The sequence below is a fragment of the Cohnella lupini genome (genome assembly GCF_003386205.1).
GTDB classification, from domain to species: Bacteria; Bacillota; Bacilli; order Paenibacillales; family Paenibacillaceae; genus Cohnella; species Cohnella lupini.
Genome location: NZ_QRDY01000003.1, coordinates 178,140 through 197,279 on the forward strand (window position 1 = coordinate 178,140; position 19,140 = coordinate 197,279).

Below are 19,140 nucleotides of genomic sequence, written 5' to 3' on the forward strand. Positions count from 1 at the left end.
CCCGGATTTTTTTAACCCTTTAATGTTAGGTGTCTGTGACGTATTGTTGGGAATCGACTCATTCGAGTGATATAAACTAACATTTAGATGCAACTACTAGGAGGATGGGGTATATGAAAAAATCCAGATCGGCATTAACTGCATCAATTGCAATTTTACTTATAATAGCGCTGACGCTTGCGGGCTGCAGCTCTAATTCCGGAAACAACGAACCCGCCGCATCGGGCGGCGCGGCATCGGTGCCGGCATCCGAAAGCGCGAGCGCTCCGGCCGAGTCCGAGGGCGTACAAGACGCAACGATTACGCTAGCGACGAACGCCGACCCGAATTTTAACCCTTGGTCTCCGACCGGTTTCGTTGAATCGGAGCCGATCACGGAGCTGCTGTTCGATGGATTGACGGCATGGGGAACGGACTATCAGCCGATTCCCGCGCTTGCGACGGATTGGACGCCTTCGGATGACGGCTTGACATGGACGATCAATCTTAGGACGGACGTCAAATGGTCCGACGGCGAGCCTTTCACGGCCGATGACGTCGTCTATACATTCAACGAAATCGTGTTGAAAAAGGATCTTGCGGCGGCGAACTCCTCCAACTTCGTCGCGGTGGACAAAGTCGTAGCGGTAAGCCCTTCCCAAGTCCAATTCGTTCTGAAGCAGGCGTGGTCCTCATTGCCGAACTACTTGGCTTGGTTTGCGAAAATATTGCCTAAGCACATTTTCGAAGGACAAGACCCTTGGAATTTAACCTCTTTCAATAAAGAGAAGCCGGTCGGTACCGGTTCTTATGTCTTGACTAAATATATGGCGGGTCAATACGTGGAGCTGGAGCGTAACCCGAACTACTTCGGGGGGACGGGAGACGTGGCGAAGGTCGTCTTCAATATCGTTCCAGACATCAACTCGCAGGTCGCCCAGCTGATGTCCGGCAGTCTGTCGATGATTACGGTAGAAGATCCGAACCTGATGGACAACCTGAAGTCGAATCCGAACCTGACCGTTAACGAGGTATCCGACAACAATTATTATTGGGTGGCACTCGACCAGTCTCAGCCGCGCTTTCAAGACGTCAAGCTTCGCCAGGCGCTATTGTATGCCATCGACCGCGAATCGATTATCAAGGGCGTGCTGAAAGGATACGGTAAAGTGGCGACCGGTCCGATCAACCCTATGATGGAGAAGTTCTACAACCCGAACGTGCAAACGTACGCTTACGATCCGGAAAAAGCCAAGTCGTTGCTTGAAGAAGCGGGTTATAAGTTGAATTCCGACGGAATCATGGAAAAGGACGGCGAACCGCTCGAAATAGACATGCCGGCTGGCCAATACGGTACTCTTGTGCAGGCTTCCCAGCTCGTGCAGCAATATTGGCAGAAAATCGGCGTGAAGGTGAATCTTCAAGTGATAGATTGGAATTCCTACGTACAGAGAGTCGTTAGCAATCGCGATTACGACGCTACTCTTTGTTGGTGGAGAGCTCCGGTCGACCCGGATATTCTCGCGTACTATCACAGCAACTCGGCGGGTACGGGCAACAACATACCGGGTTACAAAAACCCGGCGCTCGACAAGCTGCTGGAGGATGGCCGCAAAGCGAAAACGGAAGAGGAACGCGTGAAGGTTTACAATGACGTTCAGACGATGACCGCGGAGGAATTGCCGTATTTATACCTGTGGAATCCGACGATCGCCGTAGCTACCCAGAAAAATCTGATTGTTCCGAAAACGACGTTTATTGTGGCCGAAGATCATATTACGGAATGGAAAGTGCTGAAGTAGAAGTAAAGTTTAGCCGCGTGTTCATATTTACTCTTGGCGGGGCGGGGAATTTCTTCCCGCCCATCGCGAAGAAAGAGGGAGGAGCAGCCCCATGTCACGATATCTCGTCGTCCGCGTCAGTCAAGGACTGCTTACGCTTCTGCTGGTATCGATTCTTACTTTTTTTCTGATAAATTTAGCGCCGGGCGGTCCTTCGGCCATCATGAACTTCCAATCCACGGCAGAGCAGAGGGAAGCGTTAACGAAGCAACTCGGTCTGGATAAACCCGTCGTGCAACGATACGCCGAGTGGCTGGGAGGCGCGGTGCAAGGGGATCTGGGCAATTCGCTGGATTCCAAGCAGCCCGTAGGAGAACTGCTCGCGGAACGGTTTCCGAATACGGTTATTTTGTCCGCGGCGACTCTGATCTTCACCTTGATGATCGGCATACCGTTAGGCGTTCTCGCTGCGGTGAAGCGGGGGAGCTGGATCGATAGGCTGATCACGTTCATGTCTACGTTCGGAATGGCGATTCCCGAGTTTTGGCTCGGCATTCTTTTGATTATTTTCTTTGCGGTCATTCATCCCATACTTCCGATTTCCGGCATGATGACGGCCGGAAGCGATTTTTCGTTGGTAGATCTAATTAAGCATTTGGCGTTACCGATGTTCACCTTATCGATTCTGATGCTTCCGAATATCGTTCGATTTACTCGATCGGCAATGGTGGACGTCATATCGCTGGATTACGTACGGACAGCTAAAGCGAAAGGGCTTGGCGCTTACCGGGTTTTCTTCCAACATGCGTTGCGGAACGCGCTTGTGCCCATTGCGGCGATCGTCGGTCTTATCGTCCCGATATTGCTGGGCGGATCGGTGGTCGTGGAAAATGTTTTCGGATGGCCCGGCATGGGCCGCCTCGCCGTACAGGCGGCAACGAACCGCGATTATACGGTAGTCATGGGAGTAACGATCTTGGTGGGTGCGATCGTGATCGTTACCAATATACTGACGGACCTGATATACACCGTTCTGGACCCGAGGATTCGCTATGAGTAATACGGCCAGCATAACGGAGAGAGAGAGGATATCCCCGCCTTCAGTCGCACCCGGCAAGGGCAGGATTATTCTTAACGTACTCGGAGGTTTGTCGGTAGTTGGTAAAGCATCGCTTAGCTACTTGGTGCTTATTTATTTATTCGTTCTGGTGGCGCCTTTGTTTCTGGCTCATTCCCCGACCGATACCGACCCGCTTTCGGTAACCCTTCCCGCCAGCGGTCAGCATTGGCTCGGCACGGACGAGCTTGGGCGCGACGAGCTTGCGCGTATCGTCTCAGGGGGGCGGATAACGTTGATGGTCGGACTTGCGGCGATGGCGCTCGCGGTTGTGCTCGGCGGATTGCTAGGCTCGATAGCCGGATTCTTCGGGGGCAAGACGGAGTACGTCATTATGCGGCTTGTCGATATGATGCTTTCCATCCCGTCTTTTTTCCTCATTCTGATCGAGATTACTTCGTTCGGCAACAGTCCTCCCGTCGTCATCGTTGCCGTGGGCTTTACTTACTGGCCGCAGATGGCCCGGATCGTACACGCCGAAGTGATGAAATGGCGCGACAGCAGCTTGGTGGAAGCGGAGACGACGCTCGGTGCCGGTCCTTGGCGAATTTTGTTTCGGCACGTCGTTCCGCAAACGTATTCTTCCATTATCGTTCTGGCCACGCTAGGCATCGGCTGGGCGATACTGGCCGAATCGGGCTTGTCTTACCTGGGTCTCGGCATTCAACCGCCGTTGGCTTCATGGGGGAACATGCTTCAACAATCGCAGAATTATATCTGGACGGCACCTGTTCTTGCGGTATACCCTGGCGTATTCATCCTGCTTACCGTGCTTTCGTACAGCTTGCTCGGCGAAGCGCTAAGGGACGTCCTCGATCCCAAATTAAAACGGTGAAGGCGGAGAGGAGGGGCAGGTTATGGGTAAAAAGCTCATGGAAATACGTGATTTAAAAACCTACTTCCAGACGAAAAATGCGTTGATTCGCGCGGTGGACGGCATCGATCTGGATGTGGAGGAAGGGCAAATCGTTTGCATCGTCGGAGAATCGGGCAGCGGGAAGAGCGTGACGTCCCTCTCTATTATGAGGTTGCTACCCGGACCCAAGGGACGTATTACGTCCGGGGAAGTCCGCTTCGAAGGTAAAGATCTGTCTAAGCTGTCGGAGAAGGAAATGGATGCCGTTCGCGGCGACCGGATTTCGATGATATTCCAGGAGCCGATGACCGCGTTGAATCCGGTAATGAAAGTAGGCAAGCAAATCGAGGAAGTGCTGCTGCGCCACCGGAAGGTGACGAAGTCCGAAGCTAAGAGCAAAGCGATCGAAACGCTCAGGTTCGTCGGAGTACCTCGGGCGGAGCACATCGTGAACGAATATCCGCACCAATTGTCAGGCGGAATGCGGCAACGGGTGATGATCGCGATGGCGATGGTCTGCGAACCGAGGCTGCTGATCGCGGACGAGCCGACAACGGCGCTGGACGTTACGATCCAGATTCAAGTGCTTGAGCTGATGAAGAAGATGAGAGACGAACGTAAAACGTCAATTATTCTCATCACGCATGATCTTGGAGTCGTTGCGGAGATGGCGGATCACGTCGTCGTTATGTATGCGGGCCAAGTGGTGGAGAGTACGGGGGCTGACGCGATTTTCGAGAAGCCCATGCATCCTTACACGCAAGCGTTGCTGGCTTCGATACCGTCGCTGGAGGAAGACAAAGAAGTGCTGTATTCGATACCGGGGACGGTTCCGAGCGCGGGCGCGTTTCCTAAGGGCTGCCGGTTCGCCGACCGTTGCTCGTCGGCTCAGCCTTCGTGCACCGAGGAAATGCCCGAGCTGCGCGAGGTTCTTCCGGAGCATTTCGTCCGGTGCGCATTAGTCCCGAACGGAGGTGCGGCATGAGCGAAATGCTGCTTGAAGTGAAGGGGATCAAAAAATACTTCCCGATCAAATCGGGTTTTCTCCGCAGGACGACCGGCCATGTCAAAGCGGTCGACGGCGTGTCCTTTCAATTGAAGAAAGGGGAGACTCTTGGCATCGTAGGAGAATCGGGCTGCGGCAAGTCGACGACCGGCCGGATGATCATGCGGGTGTTGGAGCCGACGGAAGGCAGCATTTTGTTTGAAGGCCAAGATATCGCCAAGATGAGCCCCGGCAGTTTGAGGAAGCTTCGCAAAGATTTTCAAATGGTGTTTCAGGATCCGTACTCGTCCCTAAACCAGAAAATGACGGTTCGCGATTTGATCGCCGAGCCTTTCCGTATTCATAATCAGCCGTTATCTCATTCGGAAATCGACGGAGCAGTATGCAGGCTTCTCGAGACGGTAGGGCTGAGAACCGGAGACCGGTTCCGTCACCCGCATGAATTCTCGGGAGGGCAACGGCAACGAATCGTCATCGCGCGCGCGCTCGCTCTCAACCCGAAGCTGATCGTGGCGGACGAAGCGGTATCCGCGCTCGACGTATCGATCCAATCGCAAATTCTGAATCTGATGGTCGATTTGAAGCGGGAGTATAATCTAAGCTATATTTTCATATCGCACAATCTCGCGGTCGTTAAGCATATCAGCGACCGGGTCGGCGTGATGTACTTGGGAAATATGGTCGAGCTGGCTCCTAAGCAAGGGTTGTTTGCGCAGCCTTTGCATCCGTATACCGAAGCGTTACTATCGGCGGCACCGGAGCCTAAGCGCATTGAGCGGCGGGAACGGATCATTCTTCAGGGAGACGTGCCGAGCCCTGCGAATCCTCCTCATGGCTGTCCGTTCCACACGCGTTGTCCGAAGGCTTTCGACCGCTGTGCCATGGAGCGTCCGGCTCTGAAGGAGGTCGTTCCCGATCATCAGGTGGCATGTTTCCTGTATTGAATATGCTAGGAAGGGAGCAGAGAACAATGACTGTTACGGATAAAAGAAAGCTACTGTTCTCGACGATAGACGAAGTAGCCGCGCTATATCGCGCAAAAGCAGTTTCGCCGGTCGAAGTTACCGAGGCGGTATTGGAGCGTTTGGCCTTATTGGAACCTAAGCTTAACGCCTTCGTTACCGTGTTGGCGGATCAGGCGATCGTTCAGGCGAAGGCGGCTGAAGCCGTCTTCTTGAAGGGCGAGGCGACGACGGGCAAGCTGCTCGGAATTCCGGTCTCTTTGAAGGATATATTCGCAACCAAAGGCATTCGTACGACGATAGGTTCGCGAATAATGAGCGATAACATACCGGACGAAGATGCCTATGTGTACGGCGCGCTTATTCGGGCTGGAGCGGTCGTATTCGGCAAGACGCACATGCTGGAATTCGCCTACGGCTCTATCCATCCCGATTACGGACAATGCAACAATCCTTGGGACGTGAATCGCACGGCCGGTGGCTCCAGCACCGGGTCGGGATCGTCGATTGCGGCCGGGATCGGTTATGCCTCGTTGGGCACGGACACCGGAGGATCGATACGCGCGCCGGCTTCTTTTTGCGGAATCGTTGGCCTAAAGCCAACTTACGATTTAGTGCCCCGGCAAGGAACCTTTCCGCTATCCGACAGTCTGGACCATGTCGGCCCGCTGACCAGAACGGTCAAGGATAACGCCATTGTGCTGGAGAGCATCTCCACGGCGACCTTCGACTACGATGCGGTATTTTCCGGTGATGTTCGCGGAATGAAGGTGGGCGTGCTGCGATCGCTGACGGATTCTATCGCAGATACGGAAATCAGGGAGTTGTCTTTGGCCGCGGTAGATACGCTGCTAATGTTAGGCGCGACGATTATAGAGTCGACGATTCTTTCAATAGAAGAAGTGGAAGAGATCGCGATTCCGCTGTTGCTTGCGGAAGCATCTACCCACCATAGGCAGTGGTTTCCTCATAGGGAGAAGGATTACGCGCCATCCACGTTCGCCAATATCAAGGAAGGTTTTAACATAACGGCAGTGCAATACTTGACGGCGTTGGAGCGTCGGCGAAAGTTCACGGAAGTCGTAAACGGGAGCTTGGCCGATGTCGACGTCCTCGTATGCCCTAGCTTTCCGTTCACCGCGACGATGAAGGATCCTTCGTTCGAGGAAGGGAGCTTCGACGTCTCCTTGCGGACGATTCCTTTTAATGTTACGGGACATCCTGCGCTCGTTGTTTCCGCGGGAAATACCTTATCGGACAATTTGCCGGTCGGCTTCCAAATCGTAGGCAAACACGGAGACGAAGCATCGGTGTACCGAATCGCGCATGCTCTGCAGGTTGCGCTGGGAGGTTTCCGCGAGCCTCCGTTGTAAGCGGGAAGTTAACCAATCGTAAGTTTCGCTCGAGGCGGGCAATGCACAAGACCGGGGATCAAAATCCCCGGTCTTGTGTCATTTAATATGACGCAAATGTATGCCGTGTTGTCAATAACGAAGCTTAGTTTCTATTATTTTTGTCGTTTTCACAATATTGTGTTAATTAAGTTGACGTATATATATCGCAACTATATATTTCAAATAAGAACAAATGTCGATTCGCCCAAAACCTGGTCTTTGCGGACGAGCGACGATAGAGAAACCACGAGGATAGAGAGGAGAAACACGCATGTTAAAAAAGGGTTGGGTAGTCATTCTGTCTTTATTAATGGTATTCGCGGTCGCTTGTTCCAATAAGGAGGAAGCCTCTCCATCGGCAAGCTCGAGCGCGCCAGCTTCAAGCGAAGCACCCGCAAGCAGCGCGGCGGCATCGCCGGAAGCTTCCCCATCCGCTTCCGAGAAGCCTTTGCCGAAGGTCGCGTTCGTCTATATCGGAGTTGCCGGCGACGGCGGCTGGACCTATCAGCATGATCTAGGTCGCTTAGAAATGGAGAAGGAATTCGGAATCAAATCGACCGTAGTGGAGAACGTACCGGAAGGTCCGGACGCCGAGCGGGTATTCGAGGATTTGGCGAAGGATAACGACATTATCATCGGTACCAGCTTCGGATACATGGATTCGATGGCCGCGGTGGCCGCGAAACATCCGGATAAAATTTTCCTCCATAATACGGGTTATAAAACGGCAGAGAATCTTGCCACATACATGGGCCGCGAATATCAAAGCGGATACCTCGTCGGGATGACCGCCGGCAAAATGACCAAAAACAATAAAATCGGTTACGTAGCGGCGTTCCCTATTCCGGAAGTCGTCTATACGATCAATGCATTCACCTTAGGCGCTCAGAGCGTGAACCCCGACATCGAAGTATCGGTCGTCTGGAGCAATACATGGTTCGATCCGACGGTAGAACGCCAAGCGGCCGTTAGCTTGCTGGACAAAGGCGTCGATGTGCTCGCGGCTTACCAGGATTCGCCGGCCAGCATTCAAGCGGCAGCGGAGAAAGGCGTGTGGGGCATCGGTAACGACTCCGATATGAGCCGGTTCGCTCCGGAAACTTACTTAACGAACCCGGTATGGGATTGGGGCCCTTATTACATCGATACGGTCAAGAAATACATGGACGGAACATGGAAAACCGAAGCCTATTGGGGGCATATGAGCACGGGAATTACCGATATCGCTCCGTTCGGCAAGAACGTTCCTCAAGACGTGAAGGATTTGGTCGAAGCTAAGAAGAAGGAAATCATCGACGGAACGTTCGAGGTGTTCACGGGTCCGATTACCGACGCTTCCGGCAAGGTTCACGGCGAAGCCGGCAAACCGCTCTCGGATGAAGAGGTTCTCTCCACGAACTGGTTCGTCAAAGGCGTGTCCGGAACGATTCCGCAATAAGGAAAGGGGCTTGTCCTATGGTAGACGATTTGTCTCCCGCCATGCTGGAACAATGGTATCCGGCCTTTCTTTCCTCAGAACTGCGCGATAAACCGGTTCCCGCTACGCTATTCGGGAAACAAATCGTTTTGTTCCGAACGAGCAACGGCATTCATGCTTTCAGGGATCTGTGCATCCATCGGGGAGTGCCGCTTTCCTTGGGCCGGGTGGAAAACGACGAATTGATATGCGCATATCACGGATGGAGGTACGACGGGTGCGGGAATTGCGTGAGGATTCCCTCCTTGCCGGCCGATCGGGCGATTCCCGACAAAGCGAAGGCAAGCGCGTATGCATGTTTCGAGCGACACGGACTCGTCTGGATTTGCTTGGGAACTCCGAAGGATAGCGAGCCGTCGTTTTTTCCGAATTTGAGGGAAGATCTCAAGGTCGTATTGATGGGGCCTTACGAGATTGCCGCCGCGGGTCCGCGGATCGTAGAGAACTTCCTGGACGTCTCGCATCTGATGTTCGTCCATGAAGGCTTGCTCGGTGATAGCCAATTTCCGGAAATCCAAGATTACCGCGTGAGCGACAACGACGGGATTCTCCGTACGGATGAAATCGTCGTCTTCCAACCGGATGCCGACGGACGCGGCACAAGCATGAACAGCCATTATACTTATGAAGTATACGGACCGTTCACGGCGGCTTTGATCAAACGAAATCCGGACAATGACGAAATGTTCCACCTGTTCTTGATGGTTCTGCCCATGACGGAGCAGAAGAGCAGGGCATACATGCTGAAGGCGCGCAATTACGATAAGGAAGCCCCGGACGATGCGTTCATCGCGTTCCAGGACACTCTGATCGAACAAGATCGCGTTATGGTCGAGAATCAGAAGCCGGAGCTGCTGCCGCTTGATTTGCAAGCGGAGCTTCATCTTAAGTGCGATAGAATGAGCATTGCCTACAGGCAGCATCTGAAGCAGTGGGGCGTTACGTTCGGAACGGCATAACGGATTAGGAAGAGACCTCGCACAGGATCGCATTGTGCGGGGTTTTTCCGTGCGCGGACGAATCGGCGAAAATAAACGGGGAAATGTTGCACTTGGTTTGCGCGCATGATACAACATAGAATACGAAGGTTTTGCGTACGATGACAGCAAGTCTCAACGCAGGCATTATCCGATTTGCTGCACAGGGAGTTGAAAGGTATGGTAAACGAACCGAATTCTCCTCGCGATGAGGAAGAGAAACGGTTGCTGGTCGTGCTTGAGCAGGTAGGACGCCGGATGCGCAAGGAGCTTTCGCTGCTTGGCGACCGGCGCGAGGACGTGGTCGGGATTCGTCAAGAATTCTGGGACGACGTGCGGATGAATTTCTCCGATTCCACGGAAGTCGGCGAAACTTGGAGCAGCATCGTGCAGCAGGCGGAGCTGCTCGCGGAGCGGGAGCGTAGCCACAGGGTTGCGTCCGAGGCGGTGGAACGGCTGACTAAGCAGTTCGATTCGCCTTATTTCGCGCGGATCGACTTCGCGGAGAAGGACAGCGGGACGGAAGTCATCTACATCGGCAGGGCATCGCTAGTCGGCGAAGACGGAGAAACCTTCTTCGTCTACGATTGGCGCGCGCCGGTGTCGAGTCTGTTCTACGATCATGAGCCGGGTCCGGCTACCTATCGCGTACCGGATGGACGGATGGAAGGGGAGCTTAAGCTTAAGCGCCAATTCGTCATTCGAGGCGGCCAAATGAAGCATATGTTCGATACTTCGGAGACGGTCGGGGACGAGATCTTGCAGGCGGTGCTGTCGGAAGGCTCCGACACGTCGATGAAGAGTATCGTGGCAACTATACAGAAGGAACAGAACTGGATTATCCGGAACGAGAAGCACAAGCTGTTGGTCGTCCAAGGAGCCGCGGGAAGCGGGAAAACATCGGCGGCGCTGCAGCGGATCGCCTATCTGCTCTATCGGTTCCGGGAAACGCTTGGTCCCGACCAGATTATTTTGTTTTCGCCGAATCCGGTGTTCAAAGGGTATATATCGCGCGTTTTGCCCGATCTGGGCGAGGCGAACATGAAACAGATGACGTTCAGGGAACTGATCGAAGCCAGATTAGGTCGTAGGTTCGAGGTCGAGGATCTGTTCTCCCAGACGGAAGCTTTAGTGGCGGCGGAAGGAACCGCCGAGGGAGAAGCCAGGGAACGGTCGGTGCGATACAAAGGTTCGGAGCATTTCTTCATTACGGTTGAAAATTATTTGAAACGATTGGAGCAAGAGGGTGTTCGATTCCGCCCTCTTCGCTTCCGCAGCATGACGCTGGTGTCTGCCGAAGAGATGTCGCAGCAATTTTACGGAATACGTGCCGCGGACGGATTCGGCACTCGGGCCGCGGGAGTTCGACGCTGGCTGCTGGAGCGCATTAAGCTGTGGGTCGATTCGCAGATGGACGAACAATGGCTCGAGGAAGCCGCGGAGCTCGTGGACGGAGAGGAAATTCAGCGCGCTTACGTAGATGTAAGAAGACGCGGCGGATTCCACGACGAAGCGTTCGACGACGAAGACCAGATGAGCGCAAGATTGCGTCGGCGGGTGGCGGAGCAAGCGGTGGCGCCGCTCGTTAAAGCGGTACGAAGCTTCCGGTTTCTGGATGCGGTCAGCACTTACCGGGAGCTGTTCGAAAGCCGCTCTTTGTTCAGCTCTTGCTCTCCGGACGGTGTGCAACCGGTTGGATGGGAGTGGATGCTTCAGCGCGCGGAATTGACGATGGGCCGCAAGGTCATCGATCATGAAGACGCGACTCCCCTTATGTACGTATTGGAAGCATTGGAAGGCTTCCGCCGCGTGGAAGGAGATATCCAGCATGTGTTCGTCGACGAGGCACAGGATTACTCTCCGTTTCAAGCCGCCTATTTGCGTCGGAGATATCCTCGGGCGAGATTAACCGTCCTTGGGGACTTCAATCAAGCGATCTATATCCAATCACAAGAAAGCGGCGGATTCGGCGGGTGGACGCGATTGATGGCACCAGAAGCGACCTCCGTGCTGCGGTTAACGACAAGCTACCGCTCGACCGAACCGATCGTTAGATACACGAAGCTCATCTTGCCTGCGGCGGATGCCGCAGACATAACCCCGTTTCAACGCGACGGGGAAGCGCCGCGACTGTTCCCGTGCAAGGACGGCGGTCAGTTGGGAGAGAGGATCGCCGAGGATATAATCGGACTGCTTGGCCGCGGCTATGGTACAATTGGCGTAATTACCAAGACCGCATACGAAACGGGAAATGCTTCGGCTTTATTAAAAGAGCAATTGCCGGACGACGTTCCCGTTACCCTCGTGACGGGCGGCTCCGCCGAATTGCCTAAAGGCGTGTCGGTGCTGCCGGCTTACTTGGCGAAAGGCATCGAATTCGACGCCGTGCTCGTCTGGGATGCTTCGCTCGCGAAATACGGCAAGGAGAAGGACCGCAAGCTGCTGTATACGGTATGTACCCGCGCGTTGCACGTGCTGCATATTTACCATACCGGCGAAGCGTCTCCATGGCTGCCCTCCGAGAAGTAGCGCCGATTCCCGTATCGAAGACATGGAGGACTAAGGAATGAACCCTGCTGCGATAGAGGCTCTACGAACTTATTACGGTTATGACGAATTTCGTTCCGGACAGAGCAAGCTGATCGAAGCGATTCTGTCGGGGCAAGACGTTCTGGGCATCATGCCTACCGGGGCGGGAAAATCGATCTGTTATCAAATCCCGGCGATTCTCCTTCCGGGAGTTACTTTGGTCATCTCGCCGCTCATCTCTTTAATGAAGGATCAGGTCGACTCGCTCAATTCCGCGGGCATCGAGGCTACCTTCATTAATAGCTCGCTTTCCGTTAAAGAAACGAACGAGCGGATGCGGCATGTGGCGGAAGGACATTACAAGCTTCTATACGTAGCACCGGAAAGGCTGGAATCCGAATATTTCCGCGAGCTGGTACGCCGGCTGGAGATTCCGCTCATCGCGGTGGACGAAGCGCACTGCGTATCGCAGTGGGGACACGATTTCCGTCCGAGCTACATGACGATTACGAGACTGCTTCGGGATATCGAGTCGCGGCCGGTCATGGCTGCCTTCACGGCTACGGCAACCGATGTCGTGAAAGACGATATCGTGGACCGGTTAAAGCTTAGGGAGCCCGTAAGAGTGACGACGGGGTATGCCCGGGATAATCTGGCGCTTACGGTCGTGAAGGACGTGGATAAACGCGATTACGTCGCGAGATTCCTTAAAGATCGTCCCGATCAGGCGGGAATCATCTACGCTTCCACCCGTCGCGAAGTCGAGAGCGTATTCTCGTTCCTCCATTCCATGAAGGTGCCAGTCGGCAAGTACCACGCCGGATTAAGCGAGGATGAACGGGCGCTCACGCAGGATGCTTTTCAAAGGGACGACTTGCAGATTATCGTGGCGACGAACGCGTTCGGAATGGGGATAGACAAGTCGAACGTTCGTTACGTCATTCATAACAATATGCCGAAGAACTTGGAGGCTTATTATCAAGAAGCCGGGCGCGCGGGGCGCGACGGAGAGCCGGGCGAATGCGTGCTGCTGTTCTCGCCGCAAGACGTGGTCACGCAGAAGTTCTTCATCGAGCAGAGCGAAGCGGGAGAAGAGCGGAAGAAGAACGACTACCGGTTGTTGAACGAGATGGTGCAGTATGCGCATACCGGCGAGTGTCTGCAGCTGACGATCGTCCGTTATTTCGGCGAAGAGAACGGCAAGCCTTGCGGGACTTGCGCGAACTGCACCGATACGCGGGAGCGTAAAGACGTCACGGACGAGGCGAGGCTCATCTTCGCCTGCGTATCGGAGATGCGGCAACGGTTCGGCGTGACTTTGACGGCGAAGGTGCTACGGGGCGCGAACGACGCTAAGGTGAGGCAGTTTAATTTCGATCGGCTCAGAACGTACGGGCTGTTGAAGCAGATGCCGGAAAAGCAGCTAACCCAGCTTATACATGCGCTCGTGGCGGACGGTTACTTGAAAATGTCGGATACGGCCTACCCGGTCGTGCAGTTGACGGAGCAAGTATTGGAAGTGATGAAGGGCGAGGAGCGCGTTTATCGCAAGGTGGAACCGGAGGTTCCGGTGGTCGCGAGAGCCGGCAGGTCTTCGTCGTCTCGCTATGGCGGCGGTTCTTCATCGGCGGGGGGCGTAGCGAATCCCGAGCTGTTCAACGCGTTGCGCCAGCTCCGCAAGAAGATCGCGGATTCGGAGAATTTACCTCCGTTCGTTATCTTCCACGACGCAACGCTCCAAGAGATGTGCAGGGCGATGCCGTCGACCGAACGGGAGATGCGCTCGGTCAAAGGAATCGGCGACGCGAAGTATGCCAAGTACGGCCATGCTTTCCTCGAACTTATTCAACAATACGTTTGAACGTAAAAGCTCTGATTGCCATCATATAATGCCTACGCTTCAAATAAAACCCCGATAATTCCATTGTCAGCATTGCTGACGACGGAATTATCGGGGTTTCTCGTTCAACTAGATGGCTCACGATAGTCGGTCTTTCGCACTATGAGGTGCGCAAAGGTCCGAACGCTACCGGAACGCCTCGCTCATAGTCGGTTTTTCCGACTATGAGGTGCGCAAAGCTCCGGACGCTACCGGAACGCCACGCTCATAGTCGGTTTTTCCGACCATGAGGTGCGCAAAGCTCCGGACGCTACCGGAACGCCACGCTCATAGTCGGTTTTTCCGACCATGAGGTGCGCAAAGCTCCGGACGTAACCGGTACGTCACGCTCATAGTCGGTTTTTCCGACCATGAGGTGCGCAAAGCTCCGGACGTTACCGGAACGCCACGCCCATAGTCGGTTTTTCCGACCATGAGGTGTGGAAAGCTGCTGGATGCCTCCGGGACAGCATTGCGATAGTCGGTTTGTCCGAATTCGAAAGGTTTACTTTATGAATCTTTCGATGCGAACATCTTCGTACATGGCTTGCGGCGCGGTCGAGCAGGAGTAGATCAACTCGTCGCTTAGGTTAACCAAGGATAATCGGTGGCCATGCTTGGCTCCCGTATCGATTCCAAGCCGCTTGTCCCCGTACCACACCTTTCCCGGGCGAGCGCCAAGCTTATTCGTCGGCGTATGGCCGAACACGATCGTATAGGAGAGCCCTATTTTCTCATGCCAGAAGCCTTCCCGAATTTCCGTTAAGTCCCGCAAGGATTGCCTCTCGAGAGGTAACCCCGGCTTCACGCCTGCATGCACGAACAGAAAGTCGTCTTCCACTATATAAGGCGGCATGGCTTCAATCCAGGCGACGAGCGGTCGGTACTTCTCGGGAATATTCGGAACATGGGCAACGCGAAGATCTATATTTCCAGGAAGAGCGCGGGCTCCTTGATCCGTTAAAGTCTTAATGGTCAAGAGGGTGTCCCAGGAATCGGGCTCCTCGTTCACGTAATCTCCGAGCAGGATCAATCGATCGAATCCCGCTCTATAGTCGGCTTGTCGCAGCAATAGTAGAAGTCCTTCGGCATGTCCATGGATATCCGATATGGCCAGAAGGCGAGGAGGTCGGGATTCATTCAACGTTCATGCAACACCTTCGTTAAGATTTAGGATAAATAAAGGCAGCTGATTTAGGCAGGGAAACGGTCAAACCGGCACCATTTTCAAGCGGGCTGTCCCCGAGAAGATACAGTTTATGGCCAGCTTCCGAATGCGCGATGCTCCTCCAGCGTTTGCCTTCGAACGTGCTATAAAGGATTTTAAGCTGTAGATGCGCCTGCGATTCCGAATTCGTTAACATGCTGGCATCGGGATGACTTGCGATTACGAGATCTTCCGGACGAAACATAAGCTCTGCGGGGCTACCCTCAGGCAGAGAGGAGAGCTTCGAATCCGTCATACCGTAGATCACGGTCGAGCCGCATTGAATTCCGGTCCCGACGTTCGTATGAACGATCGTTCCCTCCATACGATTGATTGCGCCCAGAAGGGAAGCGGCCCATCGGCTGGCCGGACGACTGTAGCATTGCTGCGGAGTTCCGACCTGATCGACTTCTCCTTCGCGCATAATAAGCAAACGATCGGCCATGGCGAAGGCTTCTTCGGGATCATGGGTCACATGGAATACGCTAGTGCCTAATTTGCGGAAAATGTAGGCCATCTCCGTCCGCATTTCGATGCGTAAACGCATGTCCAAGTTGGAGAGAGGCTCGTCGAGCAGCAGAAGAGCGGGCTGGGTGGCAAGCGCTCTTGCGATGGCAACCCTCTGTTGCTGTCCGCCCGATAATTGCGGAGGCAAACGTTTCTCGAGCCCGTTTAATTGCAGCAAGTCCAGTAGCTCGGTTACCCGATCGCGTATGGCGCTTCGATCCATCTTTCTGATCGTCAAGCCGTATGCAATATTATCGAGCACGCTCATGTGCGGCCAAAGGGCATAATCTTGGAATACCATGTTGACGCCTCTTTTTTCCGGGGGAAGCATTCCTTTGGAAGAAGCGATGACTTTGTCATCCAACAGAATTTCGCCCTCGTCGGGCAGAGAGAGCCCGGCAATCAGTTGAAGCAGCGTGGATTTGCCGCATCCCGAAGGACCGAGCACGCTAATGATTTCACCCTTGCGCATGTCGATGGACACGGTCTTCAAGGCTTGATGAGAATCGTACCGTTTCGCTACGCCTTTGATCTGCAGAAGCGGAAGAGGTAGGGTTGTCGTATTCATTTTCTAGCCGCCTTTCGCCGCAGGAGCAGTTCCAGCAGCAGTATAATCAGGATCACGATACCGCCGCCCAACACCGTCGCCGCGGAAGCATATCCGAAATTCAAATCCTCGAAAGCTTTATTGATCGTGACGGGTAACGTAACGAAGTTCGGCGGGAACAAGATCGAATTCACCGCCAGATCGAACACGCTGGAGCCGAATGCGGCTAACGCCGCCGACAGCAACGCGCCTCGTATGAGCGGAACCAGTATAAAACGGACGCGGCTGATAAGCGAACCGCCCTGAACCTGAGCGGCATCAAGCAAGCTCTTAGGTACTTTGGCCATCGCGCCGACCATCATTCGCGTAATAATCGGAATAGCGCCAGCGATAGCGGCGAGCACCAGGATCGCGGGTTTGCCGTAGAGCAATAACCCGATCGATTGCAGCCACGCCTGGTTCCAGACGAATATATAACCGATGCCGAGAACGACGCCCGGAACCGCAAGCGTCACCAGCGACATCATTTCGATTGCGCGTTTGAAACGGAATTGGGAGTAGATAAGGACGAATGCGATTCCCAAGCCGATTAACAAGCCTAATAAAGCCGAAGAAGAAGAAATCAGGAGAGAACGCCATAGCCCCGTTAAGAGCTCCGTTTTCCCATCCAATAATTCTCGATAGTGACTGAACGTTAGGTTACTCAGACTTAACCCTTTCGATTGCGTCTTGAACAGCGACATGAGAACGTTGGCGCCGATCGGTATACCTATGACGACCAGCAAGAACGCGATGTTCGCGATAGTAAGATAAGGCGTAAGCTTGCCTGCCTTCTTCGGTACGGACGGTACGGCTCTTGCCGATAAGAAATCGAATCGCGAGCTTTTGACCGCATACGTTTGCAACAGCATGGCCAATGAAATAAGAACGACCAAATAAAACGACAGAACGCCAGCCATATCGAACCTTATCGGCGAGGTATATAAGGCCGAATAAATCGAATAAGGCAGCGTCGGGTAACGATAAACTGCCGCGATGGATGCGGGAAGCCCGAAATCGCCGATCGTATCCATGAAGACGAGCGCGGCGCCGGCAAGGAACGCGGGAAGCAGGAGCGGAGCTTGAATCGTTCGCCATACGCGAATGGCGGAGGCACCGCACAATCTTGCCGCTTCGGATAGCTGCTCTACCTTCCATTCCATAGCCGCATGAACGCTCAGGTAAGCGAGCGGGAACTTGCTTAGCGTCATAATAACGATCAAACCCGCTGGCTGGAATACCGCCGGGGTTACCCAATGCCAGCCGAATACCTTAACGGCGATACCTCCGCCGGCCGCGAACATCACCCAACCTTGGGCAAGGATGAAGGAAGGGGTGATGAGCAGAATCCATACCGATGCGTCCAGCAACCTGGCGGAAGGAAACTTCCAAGAGGAGCGAATCATCGCCAGGGTTCCGCCTAACAATGTCGCTAGTACGGTCGTGCCGCAGGCGAGCACGATGGAATGCTCTAACGACTTCAGCCATAGCGGTCGTTTAAACACTTCGAGCATGAGTCCGAGGTCCCCCACTTGCCAATCTCCGAAGAAAACCCCCGGCAGCAGCACCTGAACGATGACTGCCGCCAAGGGAAGGAGGACCAGGACGAATAAGATTAGACTAACGAGCCAACCGAGTCTGTCCTGGTTTAGACGAAACATTTTATTTCACCGCTTTATCCGCGAACCATTGCTTGATCTCGGCTTCGTGCTCGGAAGCCCAAGCGGCATCGGCCGCGACCAGCTTCGCGTTCGGATCGCGATCCGGTTTGGCGTTAACGCCGCCTACCGACGGTTCGAAGTAGCTTTCTTCGCCTTGATCGATCAGCTGTTGTTGCGTTGCGGGATCAAGCAAGAAGTTAATAAAGGCTTTGGCTGCGTTCATGTTTTTGCTGTCCTTCTGAATGGCGGCTACGCGAACCGAAGCCGGAGCGCCTTCTTCGGGCCAGATGATGCCGATCGGTTCGCCTGCTTTAACGAGGCTGTAGGCGTTGGATTCTTGCAACGCGGCAGCTTTGATTTCTCCTGCGGTCAGAGCCGCTGCGACGTTAGGGTTTTTCGGATATACTTTCATGCCGTTGGAGAATAGGGAATCGAAAAACTTCTGACCCTCTTCCATCTGCAGATCGCTGAAGAATTTGGCGACGAACGGGAAGGCTGGGGCTGCGACGGCCGGATCTGCCATGCCGATATCGTCTTTGAAAGTATCGCTTGCGAAGTCTTTCCAAGTTTTCGGAGCTTGTTCCTTCGTATATTCGTTCGTGTTATAGACGATAACGCCGGCCGCGTGAGCGCCTGTCGGGAAGTAAGTGCTATTGCTTGGGACGTATGCTTTGTAGGCATCCGTCAGGTTAGCCGCATTTTCGGGAGCCCAACCTTCAAGCAATTGACCTTCTTGGCCAAGACCGTAGATGGAAGGCATCGAATCGAGCCATACGACGTCCCAATGCGGGTTGCCTTTTTCGGCTTGAACGCGGGACATGATCTCCGCGCCGTTTCCGGCGACGACATTTACTTTAAGGCCGGTTGCGGCTTCGAATAGAGCCGGAATGATATCATCGAAATCGTTCAGATATACGGTCAGTGTTCCTTCGTCTTCGGTTACGGGTTCCGTGCTAGCGGCTTCTTCGCTTGGAGAAGCGGATACGGATGGAGTCGGTTCTGCGACAGGCGAGCTTGCGTTCGCGTTGCCGTTGTTATCGTTCGCTCCTCCGCAGGCCGTCATGACGATCATCAGCACTGCGAGCATTAGGATGGCGATACCCGACTTTTTCATTTGTAGCTTTTGCATTTTTTTTGTTTCCCTCCACTTTGTTTATGGTTTCTATCCCTAGATTAACGCTCGTTTATATGAGAGATGTTAAGCGGACAGGTTATTTACGTA

At 54.0% G+C, this 19,140-nt stretch carries 14 protein-coding genes; 10 read left to right on the plus strand and 4 right to left on the minus strand.

Annotated features, from left to right (window positions below):
• The first annotated feature begins 113 nt into the window (after positions 1–113).
• The 10 genes from DFP95_RS07780 to recQ all read left to right on the plus strand — a co-directional run bounded on the left by DFP95_RS07780 (position 114) and on the right by recQ (position 13,939).
• The gene (locus tag DFP95_RS07780) at positions 114–1,781 is read left to right on the plus strand and encodes an ABC transporter substrate-binding protein (RefSeq protein ID WP_181907312.1); all 1,668 of its coding nucleotides are present in this window, start codon (positions 114–116) and stop codon (positions 1,779–1,781) included.
• Between the two features lie 91 nt (positions 1,782–1,872).
• Complete coding sequence (locus tag DFP95_RS07785; protein ID WP_115992033.1) at positions 1,873–2,820, plus strand: ABC transporter permease; 948 nt, start codon at positions 1,873–1,875, stop codon at positions 2,818–2,820.
• Entirely contained in the window at positions 2,813–3,712 is a 900-nt protein-coding gene (locus DFP95_RS07790) for an ABC transporter permease (protein ID WP_115992034.1), read from the plus strand. Before DFP95_RS07785 ends, DFP95_RS07790 begins: the two co-directional genes overlap by 8 nt.
• 22 nt (positions 3,713–3,734) lie before the next feature.
• Positions 3,735–4,718 (plus strand): ABC transporter ATP-binding protein, encoded by a 984-nt coding sequence (locus DFP95_RS07795; protein ID WP_115992035.1) that lies wholly within the window; start codon positions 3,735–3,737, stop codon positions 4,716–4,718.
• Complete coding sequence (locus DFP95_RS07800; RefSeq protein ID WP_115992036.1) at positions 4,715–5,683, plus strand: ABC transporter ATP-binding protein; 969 nt, start codon at positions 4,715–4,717, stop codon at positions 5,681–5,683. The genes DFP95_RS07795 and DFP95_RS07800 overlap by 4 nt, the downstream gene beginning before the upstream one ends.
• A gap of 26 nt (positions 5,684–5,709) precedes the next feature.
• The gene (locus DFP95_RS07805; RefSeq protein WP_181907313.1) at positions 5,710–7,074 is read left to right on the plus strand and encodes an amidase; all 1,365 of its coding nucleotides are present in this window, start codon (positions 5,710–5,712) and stop codon (positions 7,072–7,074) included.
• Between the two features lie 292 nt (positions 7,075–7,366).
• Positions 7,367–8,533: a BMP family ABC transporter substrate-binding protein gene (locus DFP95_RS07810; RefSeq protein WP_115992038.1), complete on the plus strand. Its 1,167-nt coding sequence runs from the start codon at positions 7,367–7,369 to the stop codon at positions 8,531–8,533.
• A 17-nt stretch (positions 8,534–8,550) separates the two neighbouring features.
• Complete coding sequence (locus tag DFP95_RS07815; RefSeq protein WP_245987465.1) at positions 8,551–9,531, plus strand: aromatic ring-hydroxylating dioxygenase subunit alpha; 981 nt, start codon at positions 8,551–8,553, stop codon at positions 9,529–9,531.
• 198 nt (positions 9,532–9,729) lie between these two features.
• Positions 9,730–12,078 carry an RNA polymerase recycling motor HelD gene (gene helD / locus DFP95_RS07820; RefSeq protein ID WP_115992039.1) on the plus strand — a complete coding sequence of 783 codons (2,349 nt, stop codon included), beginning with the start codon at positions 9,730–9,732 and terminating at the stop codon, positions 12,076–12,078.
• A 37-nt stretch (positions 12,079–12,115) separates the two neighbouring features.
• Positions 12,116–13,939: a DNA helicase RecQ gene (gene recQ, locus DFP95_RS07825; RefSeq protein WP_115992040.1), complete on the plus strand. Its 1,824-nt coding sequence runs from the start codon at positions 12,116–12,118 to the stop codon at positions 13,937–13,939.
• 523 nt (positions 13,940–14,462) lie between these two features.
• On the opposite strand, the gene DFP95_RS07830 is transcribed toward recQ, so the two are convergent.
• The 4 genes from DFP95_RS07830 to DFP95_RS07845 are packed head-to-tail and all read right to left on the minus strand — an operon-like array spanning position 14,463 to position 19,047.
• Positions 14,463–15,101 carry a metallophosphoesterase gene (locus DFP95_RS07830; RefSeq protein WP_115992041.1) on the minus strand — a complete coding sequence of 213 codons (639 nt, stop codon included), beginning with the start codon at positions 15,099–15,101 and terminating at the stop codon, positions 14,463–14,465.
• A 19-nt stretch (positions 15,102–15,120) separates the two neighbouring features.
• Positions 15,121–16,239, minus strand: coding sequence for an ABC transporter ATP-binding protein (locus tag DFP95_RS07835; RefSeq protein ID WP_115992042.1), 1,119 nt, complete (start codon positions 16,237–16,239; stop codon positions 15,121–15,123).
• The gene (locus DFP95_RS07840) at positions 16,236–17,918 is read right to left on the minus strand and encodes an ABC transporter permease (RefSeq protein ID WP_115992043.1); all 1,683 of its coding nucleotides are present in this window, start codon (positions 17,916–17,918) and stop codon (positions 16,236–16,238) included. The genes DFP95_RS07835 and DFP95_RS07840 overlap by 4 nt, the downstream gene beginning before the upstream one ends.
• Before the next feature lies 1 nt (position 17,919).
• On the minus strand, positions 17,920–19,047 hold the full coding sequence (locus tag DFP95_RS07845; RefSeq protein ID WP_115992044.1) for an extracellular solute-binding protein: 1,128 nt from the start codon (positions 19,045–19,047) through the stop codon (positions 17,920–17,922).
• Positions 19,048–19,140: the final 93 nt, after the last annotated feature.

Coding starts and splice junctions, on each gene's coding strand:
- DFP95_RS07835 (WP_115992042.1), bottom strand. CDS start 16,239: ATGAATACGACAACCCTACCTCTTCCGCTTCTGCAGATCAAAGGCGTA.
- helD (WP_115992039.1), top strand. CDS start 9,730: ATGGTAAACGAACCGAATTCTCCTCGCGATGAGGAAGAGAAACGGTTG.
- DFP95_RS07790 (WP_115992034.1), top strand. CDS start 2,813: ATGAGTAATACGGCCAGCATAACGGAGAGAGAGAGGATATCCCCGCCT.
- DFP95_RS07815 (WP_245987465.1), top strand. CDS start 8,551: ATGGTAGACGATTTGTCTCCCGCCATGCTGGAACAATGGTATCCGGCC.
- DFP95_RS07805 (WP_181907313.1), top strand. CDS start 5,710: ATGACTGTTACGGATAAAAGAAAGCTACTGTTCTCGACGATAGACGAA.
- DFP95_RS07810 (WP_115992038.1), top strand. CDS start 7,367: ATGTTAAAAAAGGGTTGGGTAGTCATTCTGTCTTTATTAATGGTATTC.
- DFP95_RS07840 (WP_115992043.1), bottom strand. CDS start 17,918: ATGTTTCGTCTAAACCAGGACAGACTCGGTTGGCTCGTTAGTCTAATC.
- recQ (WP_115992040.1), top strand. CDS start 12,116: ATGAACCCTGCTGCGATAGAGGCTCTACGAACTTATTACGGTTATGAC.
- DFP95_RS07795 (WP_115992035.1), top strand. CDS start 3,735: ATGGGTAAAAAGCTCATGGAAATACGTGATTTAAAAACCTACTTCCAG.
- DFP95_RS07845 (WP_115992044.1), bottom strand. CDS start 19,047: ATGCAAAAGCTACAAATGAAAAAGTCGGGTATCGCCATCCTAATGCTC.
- DFP95_RS07780 (WP_181907312.1), top strand. CDS start 114: ATGAAAAAATCCAGATCGGCATTAACTGCATCAATTGCAATTTTACTT.
- DFP95_RS07785 (WP_115992033.1), top strand. CDS start 1,873: ATGTCACGATATCTCGTCGTCCGCGTCAGTCAAGGACTGCTTACGCTT.
- DFP95_RS07800 (WP_115992036.1), top strand. CDS start 4,715: ATGAGCGAAATGCTGCTTGAAGTGAAGGGGATCAAAAAATACTTCCCG.